This is a genomic window from Mycobacterium sp. M23085 (assembly GCF_045343915.1).
Taxonomy (GTDB): Bacteria; Actinomycetota; Actinomycetes; order Mycobacteriales; family Mycobacteriaceae; genus Mycobacterium.
This window is the reverse complement of the sequence record NZ_CP174280.1, coordinates 4,798,367-4,821,460: the sequence shown is the minus strand read 5'-3', so window position 1 is coordinate 4,821,460 and position 23,094 is coordinate 4,798,367. Positions and strand designations below refer to the sequence as shown.

Below are 23,094 nucleotides of genomic sequence, written 5' to 3'. Positions count from 1 at the left end.
GCAGCCCCGCGCCCGAGCCGGGGCTCAGGCGGAAATGGAAAGCGGGGCTTCGGCGGCGGCGTCGCCCGTGCCGGCCGAATCGTCACCGGCCGGCGGGTCCTCGCTATCAACGTCGGCGGTGGCGAGAGAAGTTCCCGGGGCCGCGCTGTCCGGCTCGACGGTGGGGCCGGCGTAGCCGGGCTTCTCGATGCGCACAATCGCGCGGGACACATCGGGCCCGACCGAGGTGGCACGCATCTCCAGCGACGACCGGCGGTTGCCGTCACGGTCCTCGTACTCGCTGGTGTACACGTGGCCCACCACGATCACCGGCGCGCCCTTGCCTAACGCGGCACCCACGCCGGTGACCAACTTGCCCCAGCAGTTGACGTTGATGAAAAGCGAATTGCCGGGCTCCCAGCCGCCGTCTGCCGTGCGCCGCCGGGAATTGCTGGCGACGCGGAACTTGATGACCTCCTGGTTGCCGACCTGTCGACGTTCGGGGTTGTTGACGATGTGACCGACGACGGTAAGCGAAGTTTCGAACATGGGCTGATCCCTTCTCGATTGCGTTGGCTATGGCTGCCAGTAGGCCCGGCGACACCGACGAACGCCATGGGGAACAACCCGGGCCGGCGGTCGCCTGTGGAAGAAACCGTGACTGGGGATCAGTCGGGATCGGCTGGGCCGGACCGCTTGGGCGGCTGGCCCTGCGCCAGCTGCGCCAGCATCGCGTTGTAGGCCACCAGTTCGGCGTCATCGTCGCGGTCGGCGGCCCGGTCCAACCGCTTGGCGGTGCGGCGGTCGCTGCGCGCCCACTGGATGAGCAGCGCGAGCATCACGATCACCAGCGGGAACTCCCCCGCCGCCCAGGCGATGCCCCCGCCCAGGCGCTGATCCCCCAGCAGATCGGTGTGCCAACTCAGGCCGAGCGAGCGGTAATAGTCGGCTCCGAGCACCTTCTTGGTGCCCATCAGCACCACCCCGAAGAAGGCGTGCAGCGGCAGGGACGCGAACACCACGGCCACCTTGGCCAGCGGCGGGATCGGTCGCGGTGTCGGGTCCACCCCGATCACCACCCAATAGAACAGGTAGCCGCTCAGCAGGAAGTGCACGTTCATCGCCAGGTGCCCGGCGTGGCTGCTCGCGGTGGTGTCGAAGAGGTTCGACAGATACAGCCCGTAGAACCCGGCGACGAACAACACGGTGGCCACCACCGGGTTGGTGAGGAAGCGGGAAACCCGGCTGTGCAGCGCGGCCAGCAGCCATTCCCGCATGCCCGGCGGCTCATCACGGCCGGCCGCCGGCAGCGCCCGCAGCGCCAGGGTGACCGGGGCGCCCAGCACCAACAGGATCGGGACCAGCATCGACAAGCACATATGGACCACCATGTGCATGCTGAACATCGCCGGCATGTAGCGTCCGACGCCCGACGACGTCGCGAACAGCAACACCAGGCAGCCGAGCAGCCAGGAGAAGGTCCGGCCCGGCGGCCACGTGTCGCCGCGGCGGCGCAGCCGCACCAGCGCCGCCACGTACAGCGCGGCGAAGACGAGGGCCGCGGAGCCGAAGATCAGGTCGAAGCGCCAGTCGAACAGGATGCGCGCCACGGTGGGGGGCCCGTCGAAGTCGTAACCGATCTCGGCTTCGGGGATCGACGGCAACCGCGCCGGCGGCAGGGGTGGTGGGGTGCGGCCCAGCCCGACGGCGATGCCGAAGGTCAGCCCGAAAATGGCGGACTCGACGAGCGTCAGCCGCAGTAGGGCCGCACGCGCGCGGGGAGGATTCGGATCCGCTTGCAGCGCAGCCACGCTCACCCGTCGCTGACGCCAGCCGAGCCCGCCCAGCAGGCACAGCGCGACGAACTTGGCGGTGACCAGCCGGCCGTAGTCGGTGTCGAACAGGTCGGTCGGCTGCACCCTGACCAGGGCGTTGACCAGTCCGCTCACCGCCATCGCGAGCCAACACCACAGCGCGATCATCGAGAAACGACGAGTGGCCAGCCCGAGGTGACCACCGCCGCGCAGGGCGTGGGCCAGCAGTGCGAGCAAACCACCGGCCCACAAGCTGGCGGCAACCAGATGGATCAGCAGGCTGTTGGTGGCCAGGTCGTGCGAACCGCCGGCCGACGAATGACCGGTCAACCCCAGCGGGATAAGTGTCAGCACCGACGCAGCGAGCAGCACCGGTGTCCACGACCACCGCAGCACCGACAGGCTCGCCAGCGTGACCACCGCGGCCAAAATCGCGGTCGAGCGCCAGGCCGAGGCGTTGGTGATCAGGCCGGCCAGCGACCACATCCGCGTCGGGCCGATGCCGGCCACCGGATGGCCGGACACGTCGGAAATGGTCAGCGGGACCAGCAGCGCGGCGCACACCGCCCACGCCCCCGACGCCACCGTCCCGATCCGCAGAGCCCGGTAGCCGTCGGCGTCGAGGACACCGTTGCGCTGCGGCGGCACCAGGAACGCGGCGAACAAAAACGACCCGACCGCGAGCACCGCGGCGATCTCACCCGCAGCCCGGACGAACGGCAACCCCAGCGTGGTCACCTGTCCCGGGTCGGGCAGGCCCGTCACGGCCAGCGCGCTGGCCAGCGAGAGCACGCCGATTCCCGCGGCCGTGCAACCCGCCAGCAGGGCCACCCCGGCCAACACCGGCCACACCGGCGCGCGGCGCTGGGTCGAGGCCTCGGTCGAGGTCTCGCCGGCCGGCGGGGCGACGGTCATCTGTCCAGGGTATGGGCGGGCCCGGCGGCTACCGAGGCTGGCTGTCCAGAAGCTCTTGCCGCGCCTTGGCCTCGCGGGCCACGAACTGGTCGCGCGCGATCTGTCCGACGTAGTTGAAGTCCTGCAGAATGTCGCGCAGCTCCTGCAGGAACGCGCTGCGCCTCTCCGCCAAATCCGGGGCCGGCGCAATCAGATCTTGATCCTCGATGACCTGGCGCGCGGTGGCGAACAACAGTGTCGACACCGATTCGCTGCTGCGAATCCGGGTCTGCGCCACGTACTGTCGTCCGACGCCCAACGCCAAGTCGGTCAGTTCCTTGCGTCCGATGTCCGCGGGCGCATCGCGCAGCACATCGGCGACTATCTCGTAGGCCTCGAAGAACACCCGCAACATCGCATCCGCCATTAGCGGACGCTTGGTGAACAACAGCGCGTGGATCCCGACGCCTCCGGCGGCGACCTGGCTTTCCCAATTGTTTTGCCACGCCATCTCTTCGGCGATGTGGTCCCGGAACGTCGCCGAGTCGGCGAAGTAGAAGTCGAACTTCAGCAGGTCGCGCAGCCGCATCGCCTGGGTCCAGAAGGCCTCCATGCGGTCGCCCTCGGCGCGGCGGGCGTGTGCCAGCGCGAGCTCGACGATCGACGTCTCCAGAAAGGCGTGGATCACCGAGTTGCGGTAGAAGGCGGCGGCGTGCTGTTCGTCGGGCGCGATGCGCCACACCGGTTCCCGGCCGCCGTCCACCCGGGTGATGGGGTGTCCGTTGGACAGCGCGTCGACCGCCGCGCGCACCCCGTCGTGCGTGCGCAGCCGTAATGCGCTGGTGGACATCGGGTTCTGTTTGCGTTCCAGGTAGTCCAGCGAGTCCTGTAGGGTGTGGTGCAGTTGGCCCAGTGTCAACGCCGCGCCGCGTGTGGTCAGCAGCAATGCGCAGACCAGTCCCGTCGCCGTCACCGGCGTCGCCTGCAGGATCCGCCAGGCGACTTCGAACGACATCTTCTGCAGCGCAAGCCGTTTGGCGTCCGGATCCTGGGCGAGAGGGCCGTGGGGTGCACCCAGGTACTGACGCATGGACACGGCTTCGGGAAATCGGACGTAGATCTTGCCGTAGTTGCGTTCACCCTGCGCCCGGATGAAGTTGTACAGCCAGCCGATGCCTTCTGGCGTCTTCTCACCGCCGCGGGCGTAGGCGGCGTATTCGGCGGTCTCGTGTAACTGGTCGAAGCTGATCGAGACCGGTTGCAGCAGAATGTCTTCGCTTCGACCATCCAAATACGCGTCGGCGACGTAGGCCAGCAACCCGAGCTTGGGGGGCAGCATCTTGCCGGTGCGCGAGCGGGTGCCCTCGATGGACCAGCTCAGGTTGAACCGCTTCTCGACGATGTAGCCGACGTACTCGCGCAGGACGTACTTGTACAGCGCGTTGCTGCCGATGTTGCGGCGGATGAAGATGACCCCGGAGCGTCGCAGCAACGGCCCCATCGCGCCGAACGACAAGTTGATGCCGGCGAACACGTGCACCGGCGGTAACCGGTTCTCCTGCATCGCGACCGGCACCACGGCGCCGTCGATGTAGGACCGGTGCGAGAACAACAGCACCGCCGGGTGGGCCTCCAGGCCGGCCCGCATCGCCGCGACCTGATACTCGTCGTAGTCGATGTCGGGGTCGAATCCCCGGCTGAGCGCCCGCCCGAGCACCCCGACCAGGTCGACCGACGCCCGGCTCCACCCGGTGGCGAGTTCGTCGAGCATCTTTCCGGCCTCGTCGACCGTGGCGCCGGGGATCTTGGCCAGGCCCGCGCGAAACCGGTTGGAGGACAAGATTTCCGGCTTCACCAACCGTGGTGACTTGTACTGCGGTCCGAGGATTCGGTACTCGACGCGTTCCATCGCCAAGATGGCGCGGCGGATCACGAATTGGGCGAAGTCGTTCTTGTCTTCTCCGACGGTGGTGTCGCGCCATTGCCGGCGCAGTTCGGCGACGGTGGCCGCTTCGCCGGCCACCACCCGCGCCCGCTGGGGTGCGTTCCGCACGATCTGCTCTTGCTGACGCTGGTTCGGGTGGTAGGGATCACGGCCGGGGAGCAGCCCGGCCAGCTTGGCGATGCGGCCGCGATTCGGCTCCGGCAGCCAGAACACCCGCACCGGCACGACCGAACGGTCTTCCCCCGACTCCAGCTGCTCGGCCAGGGCCGTCATCGCTTCCGGCGGCGCGTCCAGCGCCGGCAGTTTCACCAGGCGAAAATCGGCCCAGGGATGGCCGGTGCGCTGTTGATCCATCCACGCCGTAACCAGTTCCGTCTCGACCGGCGACGTCATCGACGCCAGTACCAGCGAGTCGCGTGCAGCAAGAACCGCGCTGCTGTCTGCAGCCGGTTCGGTCACGGATGCCCTCGGGGCGGCGTTTGCGGTGCCTCCGCATTGACGGCCGCCGGCTCGGCGGGTCGTTGCGCCTCGCCGTCTCTGAGCGCCACCTGGGATTCATGGGTGTTCGCGGTGGGCGGCTTCGCTTTCGGCGCGGCCTTCTTTGGCGCCGCCTTCTTGGCCGGTGTCTTCTTTGGCGCCGCCTTCTTGGGCGCCGCCTTCTTGGCCGCCGCCTTCTTCGCGGGTGCCTTCTTCGCGGGTGCCTTCTTGGCCGGCGCCTTCTTGGCCGGCGCCTTTTTCGCGGGTGCCTTCTTCGCCGGCGCTTTGTCGGTCCGGCGCTGCGCGTTGGCTGCCGCCTTCTGCTCGGCGTACAGGTCAACCTCGGGCAGTTCGTCGATCGGCCAGTTGGCCAGCGTGTCCAGGTACAGCTGACGCACCTCGGCGATACGGTCCGGCAGGGTGTCAAGTGTCCAGTCCTGCACCGAAATCGGAGGGAAGACCGCGACGTCGACGGTGCCTGGGTTGATGACGGTCGAGTTCCGGGCCGCGACGAGTTCGGCGTTGCGGATCACGATCGGGACGATCGGGATACCCGCGGCCATCGCCAGACGGAACGGCCCCTTCTTGAACGGACCGACCTCGGTGGTGTCCAGTCGGGTGCCTTCCGGAGCCATCACGATGGAAAGTCCGTTCTTGGCTCGCTCTTCGACCGTGCGCATCGTCTCCAGCGCCGAGACCGGATCGTCTCGGTCGATGAACACACCGTCCAACGCCTTACCGAGCAGGGCCATGACCGGATTCTTCTGCAGTTCCTTCTTGGCTACGGCAACCCAGTTGTCGTTCACCAGCGCACCGGCGATGACGGGGTCAACCTGATTGCGGTGGTTGTAGATGAAGACGGCCGGACGCTGGGCCCGCAGATTCTCTTTCCCGATGACATTGAGGTGTACTCCGGTGGTCGCGAGCACAGTTTGGGAGAAGACGGATGTGAAGAAATTGGCGCCCCTCCGCCGGCTGCCGGTCAACACACCCATCGCCACTGCGCCGGCGCCGACCGGGACGATCGAGCCGAGTCCGGCAAGTGTGCGCACCTGGCGCCGCAGACCGACGGGGCCACGGCTGCTGAATCTCAGGATCGGCCAACCGCGGCGCTTGGCCACCGCGGCCATCTTGCCTTCGGGGTTGGTCGGCCGCGGATTGCCGACCAGATACATCAGGGCGACGTCTTCGTCGCCGTCGGCGTAGAAGTAGCTGTCCTTGAGATCGATGTCGTGCTCGGCGGCAAAGCGTTGCACCGCAGCCGCTTTGCCCGGGCCCCACAGGATCGGCTTCTGGACGCCACCGGTGAGCATGCCGTCCTCGGTGGTCTCGAACTTGTTGGTGAGCATGTTGGGAATTCCCAGGAAACGCGCAACGGGGTTGACCTGGATGGTCAGCGCCGACGAACTGAGCACCACGGTGTGGCCGCGGGCCATGTGCGCGCGCACCAGCTCGCGCATCTCCGGGTAGATCCGTGACTCGATCCTCTGGACGAACAGCCGCTCACCGATCTCTTCCAGGTCATCGAGCAGTCGCCCGGTGAGCGCCGCGGCGGCCTTGCCGATGAGGTCCTCGAACTCGATGCGCCCCAAGGTGTGGCTCAGCCCGGCCTGCACCATGCCGAGCAGCTCTCCCACACCCATGTCGCGGCGTAACAGCCGCTCCTGGGTCAAGATGACCGCGGTGAAGCCGGCGACGAGCGTGCCGTCCAAGTCGAAGAACGCGCCGATCTTCGGTCCGGGCGGGCTGGCCATGATCTCGGCCACCGACCCGGGGAGTCGCATGTCCGCCCCTGGGGTTTCGACCTTTTCCTCCTGCTCCTTCGAGGCGCTCATGAGCCCGCCACCGATCGAGAAGTCACGGCCGGTTCGGTGAACGACGCGGGCACCGCGCGCGGCAACGGGTCACCGGCCAGCGCCAGCACCTCGTCGAAACCGTCCAACAGGCACTGGGCGAACAACGCCTCGTTCCGCACCGAGGCCCTGTCGTAGCGCACGGTGATGGTGCACCACCCGCCCCGCGAAATCAGCACCACCATCATCGCCACCCCGGGCAGCGGACCGATCCCATACTGCCGCAAGACCTTTGCGCCGGCGATGTAGGTGTCGCCCGGGAAGACCGGGACATTACTGGCCTGCACATCGGAGCCGATCACCGAGCCGGTGATGCCCTCCAGCACCGCGGTCGGCAAGACGCTGAGCACCGGCGCCATCGAACCGATGATGTTCATCGCGGGCTCGTCGCGGCGCTGCGTCATCTGGGCGCGAATCTTTTTCATCCGCGAGACGGGGTCGACGGTGCCGACCGGCGCCGCCAGGTTGACGCCGGTGAACCGGTTGCCGCCGGCCGCATCCGCTTCGGCTCGCAGGTTCACCGGCACCGCCATCGGCAGCGTGCTGATCGGCACGCCGTACGTCTGGTGGTAGCGGCGCAACGCGCCACAGAGTCCGGCAAGGTAGGCGTCGTTGATCGACCCGCCGCCGGCTTTTGCGGCTTTATGCAAGTCGGCGAGCGGGATATCGATCGCCTCGCTGCGGGTGGCCAGGCTGCGACGCCGCAGCAGCGGCGACGGCTCGGCGGCCCGGTTGAGCACCCGCATGCCCGACATGGCGTAACCGACGATCCCCGACACGGTGGCCGTCGGTTCCAGGACCGCCCGTCCGGCCGCCGATGCGGCCCCCGACAGAGCGTTCATCACGCCGCCGACAACGGCGAACGGCAGGCGGTTAATGCCTTGGCGCATCAGGTCATTGGACGTCAGATCCTGCGGGACGGGCAGCGGCAGCGTCGGCTTGGCCGGCGGATTGCGCTCGAGGTCATAGATCTCGGCGAACATCTGGACGCCGCCCACACCGTCGGTGACGGCATGGCTGACATGCAGCAGCGTCGCGGCTTTCCCGTCGGCCAGTCCCTCGACCAGGGTGGCCGTCCACAGCGGCCGCGAGATGTCCATCGGCGACTGCAGGGTGACCTCGGCGAGATCGAATACTTCGCGCAGCGTGCCGGGCTCGGACACCCGCACCCGCCGCACATGGAAATCCAGGTTGAAGTCGGGATCGATTACCCAGCGGGGCGCCGCCGTCGGCAGCGTCGGCACCACGACCTTTTGCCGCAGCCGCAGCACCCGCCGCGAGGCGCTCTCGAATCGGCCGCGGAACCGTTCCCATTCGGGCGCGCAGTCCAGGAGCTCCAGCGCCATGATGCCCGATCGGGTACGGGGATTCGCCTCTCCCCGGTGCAGTAGGTAGTCGACCGGCCCGAGCTCGTCGGACAACCTAATCGCCTCGACGGACTCAGCCATGGTCATCAGTTCGACGCGCCAACGTTGTCACCGTCGATCAAGCCTCCTGCCTCGGACCACGCACCCCAAACCGTCTACCCAACGCTAGTCGGGTTCCCGCGCTGGTGAAAGGAGCGGCAGGTGCCGAGGCGCGGGCTCAGCTGGCCGAAGTGGCCGACAGGGGCAGCGAGTCCAGCAGCGAGCTGACGCGCCGCCCGTAGACCACACCGAGGAAATCGGCGACCGCGTCAGCGGCCAACCGCGATCGAACCGTCGGCGTGATGTCGAAAGCGTGGTGCGCGTTGCCGAGTTCGGCGTGAGCCACCGTGGCCGCCCCGGCCGCGCGCAACGCCGCGCAGAAGGCGCGAGCCTGGCCGCTGGGCACCAATTCGTCCTTCTCGCCGTGCAGCACGAAGAAGGGCGGTGCCTCGCTGTGCACGTAGGAAACCGGCGACGCGGCCGTGAAGCGCTCTGGCTCGTCGGCGTAGCGGGCCTTCATCACGAACTGCTCGAGGAACGGCAGCATCAGCGGGTGCATGTTGTCGAAGTCGGTGAAGTCGTAGACGCCGTAATACGGCGCCACCGCCTGGACCGTGGTGTCGGCGTCTTCGAAGCCCGGCTGGAAGGTGGGGTCATTCGGGGTGAGTGCCGCAAGGGAGGCGAGATGCGCGCCCGCCGAGCCGCCGGTGATCGCGATGAAGTCAGGGTCGCCGCCGTAGTCGGCGATGTTCTCCCGCACCCAGGCGATCGCCCTTTTCACGTCGAGGAGGTGCGCGGGAAAGGTGGCGCGCGGGCTCTTGCTGTAGTCGATCGAGACGCAGATCCAGCCGAGTTGAACCATTCGGCTCATCAGCGTGTAGGCCTGCGGACGCCTGCCGTTCAGCGTCCAAGCCCCGCCCGGCACCTGGATCAGCACCGGCGCCCGGCAGCCGGGAGCCAGGTCATCGCGCCGCCAGATGTCGAGCAGGTTGTCGCGCGGACTGGGACCGTAGGAGATGTCGGACGTCTGCGCCGCGTACCGGCGGTGCGGTCCGGGCCGGCCCAGCAGGCGCCCACGCGGGGCGCACAGGGCCCCCACGGCGGCGGGGTGACACACCTGCTCACGAAACCCGGGCCCGAAGGACTCCTCCAGGGCCGAGGTCAGGCTCTTGTCCGCCCGCTGGGCGGCCAACGTCCTGCCGACTCGGCCGACGGACGGGTGCGAGACCCGCGACAGCGCGTGCCCGGTCACCACGTGCGGGGGAAATTCGGTGAAAAGCCAACCGGCCAAGCAGCCCAGCGCGAACGGTCCACCGCGCAACACCAAGTTGCCGAGCTGATAGACATCCCGCGCCTCGGCCGCCAGCCGTGCCGCCAGGGCGCCCGCCCACGCGCAGGGTGAAGACTGATTACTGGCCACGCTCATTGCAACGTCACCTCTCGACGTTATGCACACGCCTCGTTGCGGTTAACGGCCCATTACCGGCCGATGTTGTACGTGTGTCGAGGGTCCCAACGATAACCGATAACCGCGGCGCGCGAAGGGTTTTCGCGCGCGTGGCGGCGGGCAATCGGATCGGCGGGTGCGGTTGGATAGACTGACCTGCGCATTGCCTCCGTAGCTCAGGTGGATAGAGCAAGGGCCTTCTAATCCCTAGGTCGCACGTTCGAGTCGTGCCGGGGGCACTCCGTTGGTTGTATGACGTCGGTTGATGCGTGACAGTGGTGTCGGTTGATTCACGACACTCCCTCAGACGAGGGAGTTGAGCGTGGCCGAGCAGCAGGATCAGGCCGTGTTTGCGGTGATCCAGCGACGGGTTCGATCTCGCAGGTTGCCGAAAAAGTCGGGGTGTCCCGTCATCTGCGCGTCCAAGTCGCGCCGCGGGCAGCCGAGATCGTATGACCTCAGTTGATACGTGCCGTTACGTGTTCGGTCGGCCTTGACGCCTTTGGATGAGGCAGACAAACATCGCCGACGAGAGGAATCCACGTCCGGTAGAGAGCCGGACGGCCGACGCCTAGGTAGCCACTCCTGGTGACTACCTAGGCGGCTGATGGGCGGACCGACAATCAACGATGCCGAACGCCGGCTGAGGGTTGTCGATCACTATCACCTAGACCTCGATCGTCTGGCTGACGTAGTTCTCCCAGGTGGCGAGCTGGGCCGCGTCGACGAGCAGGCCTTGGTAATCCGGGTCATTGCTGAGACCCTGCTGGATCTGGCCATACGTGGCCCAGTCCTGGGTGGTCGACATTAAGCCGATGGCGTTGGTGCCCTGACCTCCAATCATGTTCACGAGCGCGGTGACGTTCTCGCCGCCATGTTTGCGGACAAGCCCGGTCGCCCGCTTCAGCTGCTTCTGAATGTCGTCCCAGGCGACACCAGGGTTGGGATGGACGATAGTGGTAGCGATGATGCTCATGGCTGAACCTTTCGCTGGAGAGGCGGGACTTCAATAGTCTCCGGCGCGCCAGATCGAGCCGTCTAGAGTAGGCGGCTACGCCATTTTCTGTGGGCGCGGGTAAGGGGATTGCTTGCTTAAGGCGGCGCCGCGCATCTCGAGCGAAGCGTGAGGGGACGCACCATGCCGAGGTTTCAAGCGGCCGCCTTGGGGAACAGTCACTGGATGGTGGCAAACGCGGGTAGCTGCCGTCGCAGCTAGCGATGCGCTCCACTGAGCAGGGAATCAATCAGGATGTTGTCAAGTAATAATAGAAGTTCAGCAAGCATATTCAGGCAAAAACAAGCCTTAATGGCTTCCTGTCTGAATCCACGGCACAAATACATTCAAGAGTGCCCTAAATGCAATTCGATACACGAAACGCAACACCAGGACGATGAATACTGTAATTGTTGCAAATGAACCAAAACAAAACACTTTGCCGACAGTAAGCCTCGAGAAAAAGTAGTGCATGACGCCGGCCTCCAGCCCGCGGCTTCCCGCTACTACCAGGAGATCCGGCGCTTTCACGCCATGGGCCGCGCTCCACGGGCAACGATTGAACGGGTCAGACATTTGCCCTGCCCGCCGGTAATCGTCACGCGTCACGGGGCATCGCAAGGATTGCAACGTCGTCGGCATCCTTCGCCGAGCCAGCAGCGTTGCGCCTTAAGGCCTAGCGATAACACACAGAAAACCATCGGCTATCGTTTTCGCTGCGTCGCACGTTCGAGTCGCGTGGATAGGGCTGGTTGCGGCAACGGAATGTCGCCGGCTTCCTCGGCCGGGCCATTAACGCGAATGAGCGGCGGTTCGCCTGCGGCGGACGATACCGGCAGCCGACAAGCCGTCCGCGTCCGAAGTTCCGGCATCGCGACGGTGTCATTCCAGCGGCACCTTCCTGGCCCCGGTGTGTCAGCATTGAAGCGTGAACGCAGGCGGGATGGCGCGTTTGCTGGGTGTCACCGCGGTGACCACCTGGGCGGCGGTGCTGTGCCCGCCGATTGCCGGCTCCGCTTCGCCCTGCCCCGACGTCGAGGTGACGTTCGCCCGCGGCATTGGCGAACCGCCGGGTGTCGGCGGTGTCGGACAGGCGTTCGTCGACTCGCTGCGTTCCCAGCTCGGGGGCCGGTCTTTGGGAGTGTACGCGGTCAATTACCCCGCGGACGAGGATTTCGCCCCGTCCGCGTCGGCCGGCGCCGGCGACGCACACGCTCACCTTCAGTCCATGGTGGCGAACTGCCCCACTACCAAACTTGTGCTCGGCGGTTATTCCCAGGGTGCAATGGTGATCGATCTGGTCACGATCGCCCAAGCCCCGATAGCGGGCTTGAACCCTCAGATACTCACGGCCGACGAGGCCGACCACGTTGCCGCCCTCGCCCTGTTCGGGAATCCGTCGGATCGGTATCTGGGCGCACCGGTCAGCGTGGTCAGCCCGTGGTACGGCGCGAAGGCCATTGACCTGTGTGCACCCGGCGACCCGGTGTGCACGCCGGGCGGTCCGCTGGCGCTGCCGTCGCACGACGAGATGTTCTCGGCGGCCCACCTGTCCTACCAAGGGTCCGGAATGCCCAGTCAGGCCGCGTCTTTCGTGACCGGCCACCTCTGAGGCCGCCTATTTAGTTCCTCCATGAACTTGCGCGCCAGCGGCGCCGCCCATCCGGCGCCCGGGGTCAAACGCGGCGACCCGGCTGGCCGCCCAGCGTGAGGCGACCGGCGGTGGCGCTCGTTCGTCCTTGCCGATAGCCACCTTTTGGGGGTGTTCGATCCAACCGAAACAGGCTGTGCCACTTGCTTTAACGTGTTTACGACGCCGGTACATACTGCCACACCGCCTCACGGTTTCCCATCGACGCCGGGCTGCACGACAAGGTGAGGCCGGTGGCGTCCTGCGTGGTCATGCCCGGAACGGAACAGTGCCGGCCGGCCAACGGATGAGCGAGGCTGGTGACGCCAACACCGAGGCCGATCAGCCCGGCCGTCGCGACGGAGACCGACATCACCCGCAGGTATCCGATTCTTTGACCGCGCGTTCTCACGTACGCCCGGTGGGCCGTAATTCCGTGCCGCGGTGTCCCATAGCCCGTTGTTCGCATGAGGTGCTCCTAGCGTTGATGCCCAGTGGGATGCCCTTTCGGGCTGACACGAGCCTGCCGAGCGCGCCTTGGCGGATCCTCAACGGATCCTTGGCTGCGACCCTGCCCGGAGTCCGGGCTTAAGCCACCGCAGGTTTCGACGAATCTGCTAACGAATCCGCTGGCGGATTCGAAAGTCACTTCATGATGGTGCTCATACAGTGGCAGAGCGGCGCGCGTCACCCGCTATTCAGGCGCACGCCAGCAACGGTCGCAGAGTTCATGCGACGAACCGCGGGTAATGCATTAGGGCTGTTTCCATACCTTCTGACGAACATGAAAAAGTCGAAGTGACTGCCAAAAGTTTGTTGTTTAATCTTTCGGGGAACAGCGTGTCGAAACGATGCGGATGGCGCTTACGGGGACATCACTATCTAGAGCGTCTTCTCTTCGAGGGGTTGGCGATATATGGCGTCGAATGACTGGCAGCCGGTGGTACGCGTCGGGGAGCCGAGGTTCATAGCTGGTGTTGGAAATCGAATTAAAGTCGAAGTCAAAACCAGGGGTTGGTTGAGCCGAGACTGGCGTTGTTACTTTGGAACGCAGGTCTCCCAGCAACAACTCGATGCCCGGTTTTCTTCCTATCCATGTTGGGATGAAGTCCAGCGCATCGTCGGCTCTTGCGCAGAGGATGAAGCGGAGCGGTACATCGAAATGATCGATGCCGCAATACATTACGCGAACACCAGGTTGCGTGATGATGCGCTGCCGACGGCCGTTCTGCAGGGCGCCCGCACGGAGCGGCGGGGGTGCGCGGTGCGCGAGCGCCAGGCCGAACTCAATGAGCTAGCGAAGAAGCTAGCGAAACCCGAGTTGTAGCGGAACCCGCGATCTTTGGCTCAACAGCGCCGCTGCTGAGGCGTTGACGCCTCGCCGGTGGGCCGACACCCGACTCCGCCTTTCACCAGGTCGCCTCGGATTCGGGCCGAACACCGTAAATGCTGCAGATAACGTTTCGATAAATACAGCATTACTTGTACATTCCGATATCCAGCCCCGCCGTCGGCAAAGGTTTTCACGTTTGCGCGCCAGGCCGAGGGGACTCGGGTCAACCGCTAATGGCGTTCGGCGCTCGGGACGACGCAATATGACCGGCTCGCCGGTGCCGAATGCCGGCCTTTCCCCGTTCGTTCTCGCTAATCGCGCTCACGCCGATCCACCCCCTGCGCAAGGCACGACGTAGTCTTACCTCGCCCGTGACCGTGCCGCCGACGGCCCGGTGTGCTCTAGGCGGATCCACAGCTAAAGCCCCGATTCCGGAGGTGCCCGATGGCCCAGTCCGAACTCATCCTGTGCGACGTCACCAACCGCGTCGCGCTGATCACCGTCAACGATCCCGGTCGGCGCAACGCGATAACCGCCGAGTCCTCGGGGCGCCTGCGCGAGGCCGTCGAGCGGGCCGAAGCCGATCCCGAAGTGCACGCCGTGGTGGTCACCGGGGCAGGCAAGGCGTTCTGCGCGGGCGCCGACCTCAGTGCCTTGGGCGCCGCCGGGGGCGGATCCGCCGAGTCGGGGCTGCAGCAGCTTTATGACGGCTTCATGGCGCTGGGGAGTTGCAGGCTGCCCACCATCGCCGCGGTCAACGGGGCGGCGGTGGGCGCTGGCCTGAATTTGGCCTTGGCGGCCGATGTGCGCATTGCCGGACCCGCCGCCGTGTTCGATGCGCGGTTCCAGAAGCTGGGGCTGCATCCCGGCGGGGGGGCCACATGGATGTTGCAGCGGGCGGTCGGCCCGCAGGTCGCCCGGGCGGCCCTGCTGTTCGGCATGCGGTTCGACGCCGACGCCGCCGTGCGCCACGGCTTAGCGCTGAGCGTCGCCGACGATCCGGTGGCTGCGGCGCTGGAGCTGGCCGCCGGCCCGGCGGCGGCTCCGCGGGAAGTGGTGCTGGCAACCAAGGCGACCATGCGCGCCACCGTCAGTCCGGGTTCACTGGACAACGAGCAACACCAGCTCGCCATGCGCGCCGAGCTCGGGCCGCAGTCCCATTCCATCCAATCACCGGAGTTCGCAGAGCGTTTGGCCGCAGCGCAACGCAGATAGACGGTCTCTGGCGCGAAATCTACAAATCCAGCAGCGCGGTGTCGGGCGATTCGATCAGATCCCTGAGCTCGCAGACGAATTGAGCGGCTTGCGCACCGTCGGCGATGCGATGGTCGAACACACAGGTCAGCGTCATCGTCGGGCGCGCGAGAATCTGGGTATCCACGACGACGGGCCGCGGCTTGATCGCACCCAGGCCGAGAATGGCGGCTTCGGGGTGGTTGATCACCGGCACACCGTCGTCCACACCCAGCGCCCCGAAATTCGTCACGGTGAACGTCGAGCCACGTAACTCCCCCGGCCCCAGGCTGCCCGCGCGCGCACCGGCGATCAATTCGGCTGCCCGGCTGCTTAATTCTCGGGTGGTCTTGCCGTGGGCGTCGGCGATCACCGGCACCAGCAGTCCGCGATCGGTGGCCACCGCGATGCCCAGATGCACCCGATGGTCCACGCGCACCTGCGGCCCCTGCGGCGAGTCGACCCAGGTCGAGTTCAACACCTCGTTGTGGCGCAACGCAATGACCAGCAGGCGCAACATGAGCACGAAGGGCGTGATGGTCCCCTCCGCCGATCTGAACCGGTCCGAGAGCCTGATCAACTCGGTGCAGTCAACCTCGACGCTGACCTTGGCCGCCGGAATTTCCTTGTGCGACAACGTCATCTTCTCCGCCATCCGGGCCTGTACACCCCGGACCGGCCGGACATCGGCGCCATTGCCCTCCCCCCGCGCCGCCGACAACACGTCCTCCCGGGTGATGACGGCGCCGGCGCCGTGCTGCACCGAGTTGAGGTCCACCATCAGCTCTTTGGCCAGCTTGCGCACCGGAGGGGCGGCGAGCGGACGGGTGGTGCGCCGGCTGGCGTCGATGGCTGCGTCCGCGCCATAACCGACCAGCGTGGGCACCGCCTTTTCCACCGCCGGTAGGTCGGCGTGGTGCGGTGCCGTGTCGATCCGCAGCAACACCGCGCCTACGCTGATCACATCGCCCTCGGCGCCGTTCCTTTCGACGATCCGCCCGCCGTACGGACTTGGGATCTCCACTTCGGCCTTGGCGGTCTCCACGGTGCACAGCACCTGATTGAGCTCGACCTCGTCGCCCACCGCCACGTGCCACTGCGTCACCGTGACTTCTTCCAGCCCCTCACCGAGGTCGGGCACCCGAAAAGGCTTGATCCGCTCGTCACTCATGGCTGCGCCAACACGCGCTCGACGCAATCCAGCAGCCGGTCCGGGCCAGGCAGCCACCACTTCTCCAGCCGCGCCGGTGGGTAGGGCGTGTCAAACCCGCACGCGCGCAACACCGGGGCCTCCAACTCGTAGAACAACTCTTCCTGGATTCGGGCGGCCAACCCCGCTCCATACCCCAGGCTGCGCGGCCCCTCGTGCATCACAACACAGCGCCCCGTCCGATGGATCGACGAGGCGACGGTGTCGAAGTCCAGCGGCACCAGGGACCGCAGATCGATGACGTCCAGGCTCCAACCGCGTTGCCGCTGCGCATCTTCGGCGGTACCGACCGCGGTGCTGACCAGGCTGCCGTAGGTCACGACGGTCACGTCGGTGCCAGGCCGGCGCACCATCGCCTGCCCGATCGGCGGTTCGGGCCGGGTGACGTCAACCAGTCCGCGGCCCTGATACCGGCGCTTGGGCTCCAGATACATCACCGGGTCCGGGCAGGTGATCGCGTGACGCAGCAGCCAATACGCGTCGGCCGGGTTGGACGGCACCACCACCTTCAACCCGGCCGTGTGCGCCCAGTACGACTCGGTGGAATCCGAATGATGTTCGGCGGCACCGATTCCCCCGAACGACGGGATGCGGACCGTCACCGGCATGTTGATTTCGCCTCGGGTACGGGTGCGGTACTTCGCCAGGTGGCTGACCACCTGATCGAAGGCCGGGTAGGAAAACCCGTCGAACTGGATCTCGGGTACCGGCACGAAGCCGCGTAACGCCAGCCCCACCGCGATCCCGATGATGGCGGACTCCGCCAGGGGCGTGTCGAAGCAACGGTCCTCGCCGAACGCCGCGGCCAGTCCCTCGGTAACCCGGAACACCCCTCCCTCGACCGAGACGTCCTCGCCGAACACCAGCACCCGATCGTCGGCGGCCATCGCGTCATGCAGCGCCCGGTTGAGCGCCTGCACCATGGTCAGCGACTGCGCGCCGACCGCGACGTTCGCTACTGCCGCGGTGAGTGTTTCGTCGTGGCCGGCCGGACGATCGGCGAGCTGTGTCATGGACGCCTCTCAATCACTTCGGTCGAGTTCGGCCCGCAGCTGCCGCCGCTGCGCCTGTAATCCCGGTGTGATTTCGGCGTACACCGACGTGAACACCTCGTCGATGTCGAAGTCGGGTGCGTCAAAAACCGCGTCACGCAGTTCCGTCCGCATCCGCTGTGCGCGACCGGCAATCCGCTCCTCCAACCGCTGCGACCACAGGCCCTGGCCTTGCAGATAGCTGCGGTACCGGGCGATCGGTTCCAGCGCCGCCCAGCGGTCAACTTCGTCCTGCGTCCGGTATCGACTCGGATCATCGGAGGTGGTGTGTGGCGCCAAACGGTAGGTGACCGCCTCGATCAACGTCGGCCCGCCGCCGGCGCGGGCCCGCGCGGCGGCCTCGGCCGTCACCGCATAGCAGGCCAGGACGTCGTTGCCGTCCACCCGGATTCCGGGCATTCCGTAGCCAATTGCCTTGTGCGCCAGCGATGGTGCGGCGGTCTGCTTGGATACCGGCACCGAGATCGCCCATTGATTGTTCTGCACGAAGAACACGCAGGGCGTGCCGAACACTGCCGCGAAGTTCAGCGCCTCGTGCACGTCTCCCACGCTGGTGGCACCGTCGCCCAGGAAAGCCACCGTCACCGAATCCTCGCCCAGCCGTTGGGCAGCCATCGCCGCCCCGACCGCGTGCAGGGTCTGGGTGCCGATCGGAATCGACAGCGGCGCGCAGCACTTCTTGGTGAAGTCCAGGCCGCCATGCCACGTTCCGCGCCACGCGGCCCCCACGTGGCCGGGCGGGATGCCGCGCACCAAAAACGCTCCGAGTTCCCGGTATTGGGGAAACAACCAATCCGTCTTGCGCAGGCACGCCGCGGCTCCAACCTGGGCGGCTTCCTGGCCGTGGCAGGAAGCATACAGCCCCAGCTCTCCCTGCCGCTTCAGGTTGACGAATTCGCCGTCCAGCTCGCGGGTAACCACCATCATCTCGTAAAGCCAGGTCAGCGTTTCCGCGGGAAGCCCACGGCTGTAACGGTGTTCGGGCGTGGGTGAACCATCGGGCGCGACGAGCTGCACCGGCTCGAGGTCGACAGTCATCGGCACCGAAGACATCTGCGCCACACCGCCTTCCTCGCCGGATGCCGCGTGGCCCGGTGAGCCACAGCGGGTCCCGGCACACGCTCAGCCGAGACCTACCGCGAGCGGAGATCGATCGCCGGTTACACGAAACACTTCGCTCGCCGCGACACTGACGTACCCACCATTATGCGCTCAAATGAGACCGGGTTGATTGCAACGACAAGCGCAGCGTGTCGCGCTCAGCCCAGGCAGCCGTCCGGTCTACTCGGGGAGGGTCTCGCCCGCTCTGCGCAACGTCATTTGCGCGTGCTTGAGCACCGGCGAGTCGACCATCTGCCCTTCGAATGCGAAGACCCCGCGCTCGGATCGTGCGGCCGTCAGCACCCGTCGTGCCCAGTCCAGCCGCTCCTCGCTGGGGCGATACGCCGCGCGTACCACCGGGATCTGGCTCGGGTGGATACACACCGTTCCGGCGAAGCCCAGCGCGACGGCGTCCTCGGCCTCGTCCCGCAAGCCGTCGAGGTCCCGGATGTCCAGGTGCACCGCGTCGAGCGCGACCCGACCGAAGGCGGACGCCGTGAGCAGGGCCGTCGACCGCACGTGATGGGCGACGTCACGGTAGGTGCCGTCCGCCTTGCGGCTGGAGCTACCGCCGAGCGTGGCGACCAGGTCTTCGGCGCCCCACATCAGCGCCACGGTGCCTGGTGCCGCCGCGATCTCGGCCGCGAACACCGCGCCGCGCGGCGTCTCCAGCAGCGCGATCACATCGCGTGGCGCAAGCGCCGTCACCTGCGCGGCCGATTCGGTCTTGGACAACATCACCGTCATATACGGGGTGCCGGCCAGCGCTTCAAGGTCCAAGGGGTATTCCGCGGTGTCGGCCGCGTTGACCCGCACCACGGTGCGCTCGGGATCCAGCGGCGTCTCCTGCAACGCCTTACGTGCCGCGGGTTTGTCCGCCTCGGCAACGCCGTCCTCGAGGTCGAGTATCACCACATCGGCGGCTGCGGCGGCCTTGGCGAAACGCTCGGGGCGGTCGGCCGGGCAGAACAGCCATCCCGGACCGGCGGCTTGCAGGTTCACTTGGCCTCCTCGTTGCTCGGGCGCTTCTGCACCAGCGTGGTGCGCACCGCGCGCGCGACGACGTCGCCGTGCTGGTTGCGTCCGGTGTGCTCGAGGGTGACGATGCCTTCGCCGGGCCGGCTCTTCGATTCGCGCTTGGCCGTGCACACCGTCTCCGCATACAGGGTGTCGCCGTGGAAAACCGGCTTGGGGAAGGACACCTCGGAGAAGCCCAGGTTGGCCACGATGGTGCCGAGCGTCAGCTGCGACACCGACAGCCCGACCAGGGTGGACAGAGTGAACATCGAGTTCACCAGGCGCTCGCCGCGGAAGCCGGGCTGCTCGGCGGCCCACGCCGCGTCGAGGTGCAGCGACTGGGTGTTCATGGTCAGCGTGGTGAACAGGACGTTGTCGGCCTCGGTCACCGTCCGGCCGGGCCGGTGCAGGTAGGTGGTGCCGATCTCGAACTCCTCAAACCACAAACCCCGCTGGACAACCGACTTACCTTCGGTCATACGCGCCGCTCCTCATCGCTTCCCACCGCATCGTCGCCGGCGCGGGTCATGACAGTCCCAGCGATCGCGCGATGAGCATCAACTGCACTTCGGTAGTCCCTTCGCCGATCTCGAGGATCTTGCTGTCGCGGTAGTGCCGCGCCACCGGATATTCGTTCATGAAGCCGTAGCCGCCGTGGATCTGGGTGGCGTCGCGGGCGTTGTCCATCGCAGCTTCCGAGGCGATCATCTTCGCGATTGCCGCCTCCTTCTTGAATGGTTTGCCCGCCAACATCTTTGCAGCCGCATCGTAGTAGGCGGTGCGCGCCACATGGGCGCGTGCCTCCATCCGCGCGATCTTGAAGCTGATCGCCTGGTAGGCGCCGATCGGCTGACCGAACGCTTGGCGTTCCTTGGCGTACTTGACGCTTTCGTCGACGCAGCCCTGCGCGGCCCCGGTCGCCAGCGCGGCGATCGCGATGCGGCCCTCGTCCAGGATAGACAGGAACCCCGAGTAGCCGGCGCCCCGGGCACCCAGCAGGTTCTCCTCCGGGACGCGGGCGTCATCGAAGCTCAGCGGGTGGGTGTCCGACGCGTTCCAGCCGACCTTGCTGTACACCGGCTCGACGGTGAATCCCGGTGTGCCGCTCGGCACGATGATCGACGAAATCTCTTTCTTACCGTTGGCGGCGGTGCCGGTGACGGCGGTGACGGTGACCAATGAGGTGATGTCGGTGCCGGAGTTGGTGATGAACTGCTTGCTGCCGTTGATCACCCAGTCGCCGTTGTCGAGGCGGGCCGTGGTGCGTGTTCCCCCGGCGTCCGAACCCGCCCCCGGTTCGGTGAGGCCGAAGCCGGCGAGCGCGCGGCCGGCCGTCAAGTCCGGCAGCCACTTCTGCTTCTGCTCTTCGGTGCCGAACCGATAGATCGGCATCGCGCCGAGGCTGGCACCGGCTTCCAGCGTGATCGCCACCGACTGGTCGACCTTGCCGAGTTCCTCGAGCGCCAGCGATAACGCGAAGTAGTCGCCGCCCATCCCGCCGTACTCCTCGGGGAACGGCAAACCGAACAGGCCCATCTCCCCCATCTTGGCGACGACTTCGTACGGGAAGCTGTGCTCCTCATCGTGTTTGGCCGACACCGGAGCGACCACGGTGCGGGCGAACTCGGCGACCGTGTCGCGAAGATCCTGATATTCCTTGGGCAGTGTCCCCGCGGTAATGGATGTGGTCATGACGCGTCCTTACTCGAATCGACTGTCGCGCTGGAGTCTTCGGGCACCAGCCGGGCCAGCACCTGATCCACCGTCACCTGCTCGCCGACGGAGACCAGCACCTCCACCCGTCCGGAAACCGGCGCGGCAAGCGAATGTTCCATTTTCATCGCCTCGACGACGACCACCACGTCGCCCTCGGAAACGTCGGTGCCCGAGGATGCCTGAACCGCGATCACGCTGCCGGGCATCGGGCTGACGATCTCGGCCCGCTGCGCGCCCGCGGCGCGGTGGATCTTGTTCTCCTCGGCCTCACGCAGGTGCCAGGTTCCGCGCTCGTCGGCGATCCACAGGTGCCGGTCGGCTTCGGCCCAGCGGTATTCTCGCCGTACACCGTCCAATGTCACGCTCATCATCGCGGGCTCGAGTTGTACTGCGGCGGAAAAGGTTTCACCCTCACCGATCTGCACCTTGGCCGCCTCGGGCAGACCCCGCACCGACACCGTCTCACTGCGCAGCGGGGTGCGCATGTCGGTGCGGACCGGCGCCGGGCTGCCGCCGACCCGCCATCCCGTCGGCTCGGCCCAGGGATTGCCCGCGAACCGGCGTGCCCGGAACGCCAGGGCCGATTGCCGATAGAGGCCGGCCGCCGCGAGCACGTCATCGGGCGCCGGCCGCGGGGTGAAGTCCGCCAGCCGCTCGTCCAGTATCGCGGTGTCCAGATCGCCCGCCTGCACCCGCTCGTCCGCGAGCAGGAAGCGCAGGAATTCGATGTTGGTCTGGACGCCCAGGATCGCGGTGCGGCTCAATGCCCGGTCGAGCTTCGCCAGCGCCTCGTCACGGTTGTCCCCGTGGGCGATCACCTTGCTCAGCATCGGGTCGTAGTCGCTGCCGACCAGCGTGCCGGGTAGCAGCGAGGAGTCAACCCGCACACCGTCATTCGACGGCTCAAAGACCTGCAGCACCCGCCCGCCGGTCGGCAGGAAGCCCCGCGCCGGATCCTCGGCGTACACCCGGGCCTCGATGGCGTGCCCGCGCAGTTCGATGTCGTCCTGGGCGAATCCCAGCTTTTCGCCGGCGGCCACCCGCAGCTGCCACTCGACCAGGTCCAGCCCGGTGACCGCCTCGGTGACCGGATGCTCAACTTGCAGGCGGGTGTTCATCTCCATGAAGAAGAACTCGTCGGGCCGGTCCGCGGATACGATGAACTCGACCGTGCCGGCACCGACGTAGTCGACGCTGCGGGCGGTGTTGCAGGCGGCCGCCCCGATGCGCGCCCGCGTCGCCTCGTCGAGCAAGGGTGACGGCGCCTCCTCGATGACCTTCTGATGGCGGCGCTGCAGACTGCACTCGCGCTCGCCCAGGTGCACGACGTTGCCGCGCGTGTCGGCGAGTACCTGCACCTCGATGTGCCTGGGCCGCAATACGAATCGTTCCAGGAAAAGAGTGTCGTCGCCGAACGACGAGGCGGCCTCCCGCCGGGCGCTCACCAGCGCATCGCGCAGCTTGGCCGGTTCTTCCACCAAGCGCATGCCCTTGCCGCCGCCGCCCGCCGACGGCTTGATCAACACCGGATATCCGACGTCGTCGGCGGCCGCGACCAGTTCGTCATCGCTCAACCCGGGCTTGGCCACCCCGGGAACCACCGGGACGCCGAAGGCGGCCACGGCGTTCTTGGCGGTGATCTTGTCGCCCATCACCTGGATCGCCCGGGCGGGCGGCCCTAGGAAGACCACCCCGGCCCGCTCGCAGGCGGAGGCGAAATCGGCGTTTTCGGAGAGGAAGCCGTAGCCCGGGTGGATCGCTTGAGACCCGGTGCGCACGGCCGCCTCGACGACCTTGTCGATGTTCAGGTAGCTCTCGCGCGCCGCGGCGGGACCCAGCCGCACCGCTTCGTCGGCCTCGAGGACGTGCCGCGCCCCGGCGTCGGGATCGCTGTAGACGGCGACCGAGCGAATGCCCAGGCGGCGCAGGGTGCGGATCACGCGTACCGCGATCTCGCCGCGGTTGGCCACTAATACGGTCTCGAACATTGCAC

Annotated in this window: 19 protein-coding genes and 1 tRNA gene; 4 read left to right on the top strand and 16 right to left on the bottom strand. The window is 66.9% G+C overall.

Annotated elements, in window-relative coordinates; all coding sequences use genetic code 11:
• Positions 1 to 24: 24 nt before the first annotated feature.
• The 6 genes from ACIUM1_RS22675 to ACIUM1_RS22650 form a co-directional block, all read right to left on the bottom strand.
• Complete coding sequence (locus ACIUM1_RS22675; RefSeq protein WP_406814771.1) at positions 25 to 528, bottom strand: single-stranded DNA-binding protein; 504 nt, start codon at positions 526 to 528, stop codon at positions 25 to 27.
• Positions 529 to 647: 119 nt separating this feature from the next.
• Entirely contained in the window at positions 648 to 2,708 is a 2,061-nt protein-coding gene (locus ACIUM1_RS22670) for a cytochrome c oxidase assembly protein (RefSeq protein WP_406814770.1), read from the bottom strand.
• Between the two features lie 28 nt (positions 2,709 to 2,736).
• Positions 2,737 to 5,091: a glycerol-3-phosphate 1-O-acyltransferase gene (locus ACIUM1_RS22665; protein ID WP_406814769.1), complete on the bottom strand. Its 2,355-nt coding sequence runs from the start codon at positions 5,089 to 5,091 to the stop codon at positions 2,737 to 2,739.
• The gene (locus tag ACIUM1_RS22660; RefSeq protein ID WP_406814768.1) at positions 5,088 to 6,944 is read right to left on the bottom strand and encodes an HAD-IB family hydrolase; all 1,857 of its coding nucleotides are present in this window, start codon (positions 6,942 to 6,944) and stop codon (positions 5,088 to 5,090) included. The genes ACIUM1_RS22665 and ACIUM1_RS22660 overlap by 4 nt, the downstream gene beginning before the upstream one ends.
• Complete coding sequence (locus ACIUM1_RS22655; protein WP_406814767.1) at positions 6,941 to 8,410, bottom strand: WS/DGAT/MGAT family O-acyltransferase; 1,470 nt, start codon at positions 8,408 to 8,410, stop codon at positions 6,941 to 6,943. The genes ACIUM1_RS22660 and ACIUM1_RS22655 overlap by 4 nt, the downstream gene beginning before the upstream one ends.
• A 136-nt stretch (positions 8,411 to 8,546) precedes the next feature.
• Positions 8,547 to 9,794, bottom strand: coding sequence for an alpha/beta hydrolase fold domain-containing protein (locus ACIUM1_RS22650; protein ID WP_406814766.1), 1,248 nt, complete (start codon positions 9,792 to 9,794; stop codon positions 8,547 to 8,549).
• Positions 9,795 to 9,980: 186 nt separating this feature from the next.
• Between ACIUM1_RS22650 and ACIUM1_RS22645 the strand changes: the two genes are divergently transcribed.
• A tRNA-Arg gene (locus tag ACIUM1_RS22645) sits at positions 9,981 to 10,054 on the top strand.
• A 428-nt stretch (positions 10,055 to 10,482) separates the two neighbouring features.
• On the opposite strand, the gene ACIUM1_RS22640 is transcribed toward ACIUM1_RS22645, so the two are convergent.
• Positions 10,483 to 10,791: a hypothetical protein gene (locus tag ACIUM1_RS22640; RefSeq protein ID WP_406814765.1), complete on the bottom strand. Its 309-nt coding sequence runs from the start codon at positions 10,789 to 10,791 to the stop codon at positions 10,483 to 10,485.
• Positions 10,792 to 11,118: 327 nt separating this feature from the next.
• Complete coding sequence (locus ACIUM1_RS22635; protein WP_406814764.1) at positions 11,119 to 11,385, bottom strand: hypothetical protein; 267 nt, start codon at positions 11,383 to 11,385, stop codon at positions 11,119 to 11,121.
• Positions 11,386 to 11,752: 367 nt separating this feature from the next.
• Between ACIUM1_RS22635 and ACIUM1_RS22630 the strand changes: the two genes are divergently transcribed.
• Positions 11,753 to 12,421, top strand: coding sequence for a cutinase family protein (locus ACIUM1_RS22630; protein WP_406814763.1), 669 nt, complete (start codon positions 11,753 to 11,755; stop codon positions 12,419 to 12,421).
• A 196-nt stretch (positions 12,422 to 12,617) separates the two neighbouring features.
• On the opposite strand, the gene ACIUM1_RS22625 is transcribed toward ACIUM1_RS22630, so the two are convergent.
• A complete protein-coding gene (locus ACIUM1_RS22625; RefSeq protein WP_406814762.1) occupies positions 12,618 to 12,812 on the bottom strand; it encodes a hypothetical protein in 195 nt (64 codons plus the stop codon).
• A gap of 543 nt (positions 12,813 to 13,355) precedes the next feature.
• Here ACIUM1_RS22625 and ACIUM1_RS22620 point away from each other — a divergent pair.
• Both ACIUM1_RS22620 and ACIUM1_RS22615 read left to right on the top strand, forming a co-directional pair.
• Complete coding sequence (locus ACIUM1_RS22620) at positions 13,356 to 13,766, top strand: hypothetical protein (protein ID WP_406814761.1); 411 nt, start codon at positions 13,356 to 13,358, stop codon at positions 13,764 to 13,766.
• Positions 13,767 to 14,216: 450 nt separating this feature from the next.
• Positions 14,217 to 14,987 (top strand): enoyl-CoA hydratase, encoded by a 771-nt coding sequence (locus tag ACIUM1_RS22615; protein WP_406814760.1) that lies wholly within the window; start codon positions 14,217 to 14,219, stop codon positions 14,985 to 14,987.
• Positions 14,988 to 15,006: 19 nt separating this feature from the next.
• On the opposite strand, the gene ACIUM1_RS22610 is transcribed toward ACIUM1_RS22615, so the two are convergent.
• The 7 genes from ACIUM1_RS22610 to ACIUM1_RS22580 form a co-directional block, all read right to left on the bottom strand.
• Entirely contained in the window at positions 15,007 to 16,176 is a 1,170-nt protein-coding gene (locus ACIUM1_RS22610; RefSeq protein WP_406814759.1) for a dihydrolipoamide acetyltransferase family protein, read from the bottom strand.
• Positions 16,173 to 17,228, bottom strand: a complete 1,056-nt coding sequence (gene bkdB, locus ACIUM1_RS22605) for a 3-methyl-2-oxobutanoate dehydrogenase subunit beta (RefSeq protein ID WP_406814758.1) — start codon at positions 17,226 to 17,228, stop codon at positions 16,173 to 16,175. Before bkdB ends, ACIUM1_RS22610 begins: the two co-directional genes overlap by 4 nt.
• 9 nt (positions 17,229 to 17,237) lie before the next feature.
• Complete coding sequence (pdhA, locus tag ACIUM1_RS22600; protein WP_406817818.1) at positions 17,238 to 18,320, bottom strand: pyruvate dehydrogenase (acetyl-transferring) E1 component subunit alpha; 1,083 nt, start codon at positions 18,318 to 18,320, stop codon at positions 17,238 to 17,240.
• A gap of 228 nt (positions 18,321 to 18,548) precedes the next feature.
• Entirely contained in the window at positions 18,549 to 19,370 is an 822-nt protein-coding gene (locus ACIUM1_RS22595; protein ID WP_406814757.1) for an HpcH/HpaI aldolase/citrate lyase family protein, read from the bottom strand.
• Positions 19,367 to 19,864: a MaoC family dehydratase gene (locus ACIUM1_RS22590; protein WP_406814756.1), complete on the bottom strand. Its 498-nt coding sequence runs from the start codon at positions 19,862 to 19,864 to the stop codon at positions 19,367 to 19,369. The genes ACIUM1_RS22595 and ACIUM1_RS22590 overlap by 4 nt, the downstream gene beginning before the upstream one ends.
• 46 nt (positions 19,865 to 19,910) lie before the next feature.
• Entirely contained in the window at positions 19,911 to 21,077 is a 1,167-nt protein-coding gene (locus tag ACIUM1_RS22585) for an acyl-CoA dehydrogenase family protein (RefSeq protein ID WP_406814755.1), read from the bottom strand.
• A complete protein-coding gene (locus tag ACIUM1_RS22580) occupies positions 21,074 to 23,089 on the bottom strand; it encodes an acetyl-CoA carboxylase biotin carboxylase subunit (protein ID WP_406814754.1) in 2,016 nt (671 codons plus the stop codon). Before ACIUM1_RS22580 ends, ACIUM1_RS22585 begins: the two co-directional genes overlap by 4 nt.
• Positions 23,090 to 23,094 lie beyond the last annotated feature (5 nt).